The organism is Mycobacterium sp. (genome assembly GCF_019247615.1).
Classification (GTDB): Bacteria; Actinomycetota; Actinomycetes; order Mycobacteriales; family Mycobacteriaceae; genus Mycobacterium.
Map to the genome: position 1 here is coordinate 1 of NZ_JAFBAT010000134.1, position 5,618 is coordinate 5,618.

At 68.1% G+C, this 5,618-nt stretch carries 6 protein-coding genes; 4 read left to right on the forward strand and 2 right to left on the reverse strand.

The window, feature by feature from the left end; translation table 11 throughout:
* The 4 genes from JO059_RS08900 to JO059_RS08915 form a co-directional block, all read left to right on the forward strand.
* Positions 1 to 2,902, forward strand: a 2,902-nt coding sequence (locus tag JO059_RS08900) for a bifunctional [glutamine synthetase] adenylyltransferase/[glutamine synthetase]-adenylyl-L-tyrosine phosphorylase (RefSeq protein WP_293315806.1), incomplete at its 5' end; no start/stop codon positions are given.
* Complete coding sequence (locus JO059_RS08905; protein WP_293315808.1) at positions 2,899 to 3,543, forward strand: PaaI family thioesterase; 645 nt, start codon at positions 2,899 to 2,901, stop codon at positions 3,541 to 3,543. The genes JO059_RS08900 and JO059_RS08905, both read left to right, overlap by 4 nt.
* Positions 3,540 to 4,400 carry a TIGR03619 family F420-dependent LLM class oxidoreductase gene (locus JO059_RS08910; RefSeq protein WP_293315816.1) on the forward strand — a complete coding sequence of 287 codons (861 nt, stop codon included), beginning with the start codon at positions 3,540 to 3,542 and terminating at the stop codon, positions 4,398 to 4,400. Before JO059_RS08905 ends, JO059_RS08910 begins: the two co-directional genes overlap by 4 nt.
* A 25-nt stretch (positions 4,401 to 4,425) precedes the next feature.
* Positions 4,426 to 4,968, forward strand: coding sequence for a GNAT family N-acetyltransferase (locus JO059_RS08915; RefSeq protein WP_293315810.1), 543 nt, complete (start codon positions 4,426 to 4,428; stop codon positions 4,966 to 4,968).
* A gap of 84 nt (positions 4,969 to 5,052) precedes the next feature.
* Here JO059_RS08915 and JO059_RS08920 read toward each other — a convergent pair whose 3' ends face one another.
* On the reverse strand, positions 5,053 to 5,175 hold the full coding sequence (locus JO059_RS08920) for a hypothetical protein (RefSeq protein WP_293315812.1): 123 nt from the start codon (positions 5,173 to 5,175) through the stop codon (positions 5,053 to 5,055).
* A gap of 184 nt (positions 5,176 to 5,359) precedes the next feature.
* The coding region (locus JO059_RS08925; protein WP_293315814.1) for a hypothetical protein at positions 5,360 to 5,618 on the reverse strand (259 nt) is incomplete at its 5' end.

Genomic DNA, 5,618 nt, shown 5'->3' on the forward strand with positions numbered 1-5,618 from the left:
TTGGTATGACCGCGACGATCTGGACTATGTCGACCGGTTGTGGTCGCTGTCGCGGGCACCTGACCCCGACGCGGCGCTGCGTGCGCTGGTGCGGCTGTCGGAGAATCCCGACACCGGCTGGGACGAGCTCAACGCCGCGCTGCGGACCGAACGCGGCCTGCGCGGGCGACTGTTCGCCGTGCTCGGCTCGTCGCTGGCGCTGGGCGATCACCTCACCGCCCACCCGCAGTCGTGGAAGCTGTTGCGCGACAAGGTAACACTGCCTACGCGCGACGAGATGTTCGCGGCGTTCACCGACTGCGCCGACGACGCGCTGGCCGGCCCCGGCTCACCCCCCGATTCGGCGATACCGCGATTGCGCACGCTGTATCGCGACCGGCTGCTGGTGCTGGCCGGGCTCGATCTCGCCGCGACGGTCGAGGACGAGCCGGTGCTGCCGTTTACTGTGGTGGGCGCCCACCTGTCCGACCTCGCCGACGCCGCGCTGGCGGCCGCGCTGCGGGTGGCCGAGGTATGTGTGTGCGGTGACGGCACGCGACCGCGGCTGGCGGTCATCGCGATGGGCAAATGCGGTGCCCGCGAACTGAACTACGTCAGCGACGTCGACGTCATCTTCGCCGCCGAGCGGGCCGACCCGCTCAGTGCCCGGGTTGCCGGCGAGATGATGCGGCTGGCGTCGACGGCGTTCTTCCAGGTGGACGCCGGGCTGCGGCCCGAGGGGCGCAACGGCGAACTCGTCCGCACGGTCGAGTCGCACCTCGCCTACTACCAGCGGTGGGCGAAGACGTGGGAGTTCCAGGCATTGCTGAAGGCCAGGGCGGCGGCCGGCGACCCGGAAATCGGCGAGCGATACCTGGCCGCGTTGACGCCCATGGTCTGGGTCGCCTGCGAGCGCGAGCACTTCGTGGTCGAGGTGCAGGCCATGCGGCGACGAGTAGAGCAGCTGGTACCTGCCGATGTTCGTGCGCGCGAAATCAAGCTCGGCACAGGCGGTTTGCGCGACGTGGAATTCGCGGTGCAGCTGTTGCAGCTGGTCCACGGGCGCAGCGACGAGTCGCTGCACGTGGCGTCAACGGTGGATGCCCTGGCCGCGTTGAGCGCCGGCGGCTATATCGGGCGTGAGGACGCGGCGAACCTCACCGCCTCGTATGAGTTCCTGCGATTGCTCGAACATCGACTCCAGCTGCAGCGGCTCAAGCGCACCCACCTGCTGCCCGCGGTCGACGACGATGAGGGCCTGCGCTGGCTGGCCCGCGCCGCCCATGTCCGTCCGGACGGCCGACACGACGCGGCGGGGGTGCTGCGCGAGCAGATCAAGCACCAAAACCTGCGCGTCTCCCAGCTGCACGCGAAACTCTTCTATCAGCCGCTGCTGGAGTCGCTGGCGCCCACCGGCCTGGACATCTCGCACGGCATGAGCTCCGAGGCCGCGGAGCGGCAGTTGGCCGCCCTGGGTTACGAGGGTCCGCAGACCGCGCTGACTCACATGTCGGCCTTGGTCAATCAACGCGGCCGGCGCGGCCGGGTGCAGTCGGTGCTGCTGCCCCGGCTGTTGAATTGGATGTCGTACGCGCCCGATCCCGACGGCGGGTTGCTGGCCTACCGACGCCTGTCCGAGGCGCTGGCGGGGGAGCGGTGGTACCTGTCCACCCTGCGCGACAAGCCCGCGGTGGCGCGGCGGCTCATGCATGTGCTGGGGACCTCCGCCTACGTGCCGGACCTGTTGATGCGCGCGCCCCGGGTAATCGAGGACTATGGCGACGGCCCCGCCGGCCCGAGACTGCTCGAGGCCGATCCCGCGGCGCTGGCTCGGGCGCTGATCGCCTCGGCAGGCCGCCATCCCGACCCGGCGCGCGCGATCGCCGCCGCCCGCTCGCTGCGCCGTCGGGAGCTGGCCCGCATCGGTTCGGCCGACCTGCTCCGCATGCTCGACGTCACCGACGTGTGCAAGGCGCTGACGTTGGTGTGGGTGGCGGTGCTGCAGTCCGCTCTGGAAACGATGATCCGGGCAAACCTGCCCGAAGGCGGCTCCGGAAAAGCGCCGGCGACAATCGCGGTCATCGGCATGGGCAGGCTCGGGGGCGCCGAGCTGGGCTACGGCTCCGACGCCGACGTGATGTTCGTGTGCGAGCCGGTCAAAGGCGTCGACGATTCAGACGCAGTCAAATGGTCGACGACGGTCGCCGAACAGGTTCGAGCGCTGCTGGGCACCCCCAGCGTCGACCCCCCGCTGGAACTCGACACCAACCTGAGACCCGAGGGGCGCAGCGGCCCGCTGGTGCGCACGCTGGATTCCTATACCGCCTACTACACGCAGTGGGCACAACCTTGGGAGATCCAGGCCCTGCTGCGAGCGCACGCCGTTGCCGGCGACGCCGAGCTGGGCCAACGGTTCCTCGTGATGGCCGACCGGACACGGTATCCGCCCAACGGTGTGTCGGCCGAGGCGGTGCGGGAGATCCGGCGCATCAAGGCCCGCGTCGAATCCGAGCGGTTACCGCGCGGCGCCGACCCCAACACCCATACCAAGCTGGGCCGCGGGGGACTCGCCGACGTCGAGTGGACCGTTCAGCTGATGCAATTGCGGCATGCGCACGAGGTCCCGGCCCTGCACAACACCTCCACGCTGCAATCGCTGGAGGCGATCGCCGCGGCCGGGCTGCTGCCCGAGGCGGACGTGGAGTTGCTTTCGCACGCCTGGCTGACGGCCACCCGCGCCCGCAACGCGCTGGTGCTGGTGCGCGGAAAGGCCACAGACCAGTTGCCGGGGCCCGGCCGTCAACTCAATGCGGTCGCTGTGGCCGCGGGCTGGCGCACCGACGACGGCAGCGAGTTCTTGGACAACTATCTGCGAGTGACCAGGCGGGCGAAAGCGGTGGTGCGCAAGGTGTTCGGAAGTTGAGTCAGGACCCCGGCGCATTGGACGCCATCTTCGAGGTGCTCAGCGCCGCAGAGGCCGATCGCGTGACGGCTCTGTACGCTCCGTTGGCCGAGGCCGTACGGGAACTCGTCGACGCCACCATCCGGACCGAGGTCGACGACGACGTTGTCGCTTCGGCGCGATCGGCCATCGAGGCCGTCACCCGGTCGTTGCGGCAACGCACCCGGCCGGTGGGAGTCAGCTACCGCGTGAACGGGCGTCCCCTGCCGTTGGGTAACGCCGCGGTCGGCGTGTGCAACCCGATCGCCCCGCCGATCGTCGTCCACCACGATGGCGGTGGTCGTTGCTGGAGCGAGTTTATCCTCGGGTCGGCATACGAGGGGCCGCCCAAGCGGGTACACGGCGGCGTGAGCGCCCTGGTGCTCGACCACATGCTGGGCGAGGCGGCCAGCGAGGGCCTCTCCAAGGCGCGCTTCACGGGAACCATCACCGTCAAGTACCTGCGCGGCACGCCATTGGGACCGCTTCGCTCCGAGGCCTGGATCGACCGTAGGGAGGGATTCAAAGTGTTTGCGCGCGGCTCGATTTCGGATGATGCGGGAATTACCGTCGAGGCCGAAGGCGTCTTCATCGAGCCGGCATGGGCGCGGTCCACCGAATGAAGTTCTACGTCAGCAGCGCCTTTCTGAACACCCGGGAGATCATCGAGATCGCCAAGGTCGCCGACGAACTCGGTTACGACGGAATCGGAATCCCGGACCACATCGTCAACGTGGAGAGCCTCGAGACCCCCTATCCGTACACCAAAGACGGACAACGACGATGGCAGCCCTTCACCGATTGGCCCGATCCCTGGGTCTTGGTCGGGGCGCTGGCCCAAGTGACCACGCGACTGCGCTTCGTCACCACCGTGTACATCCCCGCCATGCGCAACCCCTACTCGGCCGCGAAAGCCATTGGCACGGCTGCCGTATTGTCGTCGGGCCGGGTGGAGCTCGGGATCGGCGTCGGCTGGTGCCGCGAGGAATTCGCCTTGATGGGGGAGCGGTTCGACGCCCGTGGCAGGCGCACCGACGAGATCATCGAACTGATGCGGACGCTGTGGCAGCCGGGCTGGACGGAGTTCGACGGGGAGTTCTATCGGACCCCGCGGCTCGAGATGGAGCCGACCCCGCCGCCGATACCCGTCTACGTCGGTGGGCTCAGCGACGCCGCACTGCGCCGTGCCGCCCGCAACGATGGCTGGATCGGTGATCTGATCAAGACCGATCGCGCCATCGACGCGGTGGGCCGGCTTCGTGAACTGCGGATCGAAATGGGGCTCGGGCTAGACGATTTCGCCATCCTCACGCCCCTGACCGACGCCTTCACCACCGCCGACTACCGCCGCGCCGCCGACGCCGGTATCACCGGAATCATCACCATGCCGTGGATGTTCTACTCCGGACCGGACGCCACGTTGGCCGACAAGATCGACGGCATGCGGCGGTTCCGCAAGGACCTTGGGCTCGACGGTTAAGTGCCGAGTTCGAGAGGATACGCCCATGCAAGCGAGCCTCAGCGTGGTGCGTCCGGCGTCCGAAGAGGATGCCGCCGCGTGCATTGCGATTTACCGGCCCTACGTCGAAAACACGGCGATAAGTTGGGAAATCGAAGTTCCGACGGTCGGTGAGATGGCTGCGCGCATCGCGGGGCTTCGCGACACCCACGATTGGCTGGTCTTAGAACGCGACGATCGAATCATAGGCTTCGCATATGGGCAGCCATTGAAGCGGCTGGCCACCTTCCAATGGTCGACCGAGACCGGAATCTATGTGGACATCGACCATCACCGCGCCGGCGGGGGCCGCAAACTCTACACACAACTACTGCGCCGGCTCCGGGAGCGCGGCTATCGGCGGGCCTTCGCCGGCATCACACAACCCAACGAGGCCAGCAACGGCTTCCATCGATCCTTCGGGTTCCGTGATGTCGGCTTGTACCGGGCCGTCGAATGGAAGCACGACAGCTGGCACGACGTTGCATGGATGCAACTCGACCTGCTCGGCGACGGTGACCATGAACAACCGCCCGCGCCGATCAGCTGATCGAGCAACCGGACTCTGTCCCGCGGCGCGCGCTATAGCGCGCCACCGTGGGATGAAGGGCAGAAGAAGCGAGCGGTTGCGGGGTTAGTTAGCCGCCGCCGCCACCGCCGAGGCGGCCACCGCCGCCACCGCCGAGGCGGCCACCGCCGCCACCACCGAGGCGGCCACCGCCGCCACCACCGAGGCGGCCACCGCCGCCTCCGCCAACCATCGTTTGTGCGGTGCTGATCGTGATCATGAGCCCGAACGTATCGCCGCATCCGTGGCGCCCACAAGGCACTCGGACCTTAACGTTCGGCTAACAAGCACCGAGTGCTCGTCGAAAGTGACGCGGAGTGACTGCGCACCAGCGGCATCACGAGCGGAACATGGCGATCAAACACGGCTTGGATCACGGGTCTACCACCGGCGGAATCTCGGAAACGCCCTGAGGAGCCCGCATCAGCCCGGGTGCTGGGGGAAGCTCGGGATCGGCTCCGGGAGCCGGTATCGGGGCGGGCGCTGGCGCCGGCGGGGGAGGCAGCGGATCGTCGTCGGCATGGGCCGACAAGGAACCCACCAGGCCGCCCGTCGCGGCCCACACAGCGAATCCTGCAGACACCAGAAGAGGGCGTTCGCGATCCATGGACCCAACGCGAATCAAACGAGAA

Bases quoted from the DNA above. Each gene is read 5' to 3' on its own strand.
- JO059_RS08910 (WP_293315816.1), top strand. From the start codon at position 3,540: ATGAAGTTCTACGTCAGCAGCGCCTTTCTGAACACCCGGGAGATCATC.
- JO059_RS08915 (WP_293315810.1), top strand. From the start codon at position 4,426: ATGCAAGCGAGCCTCAGCGTGGTGCGTCCGGCGTCCGAAGAGGATGCC.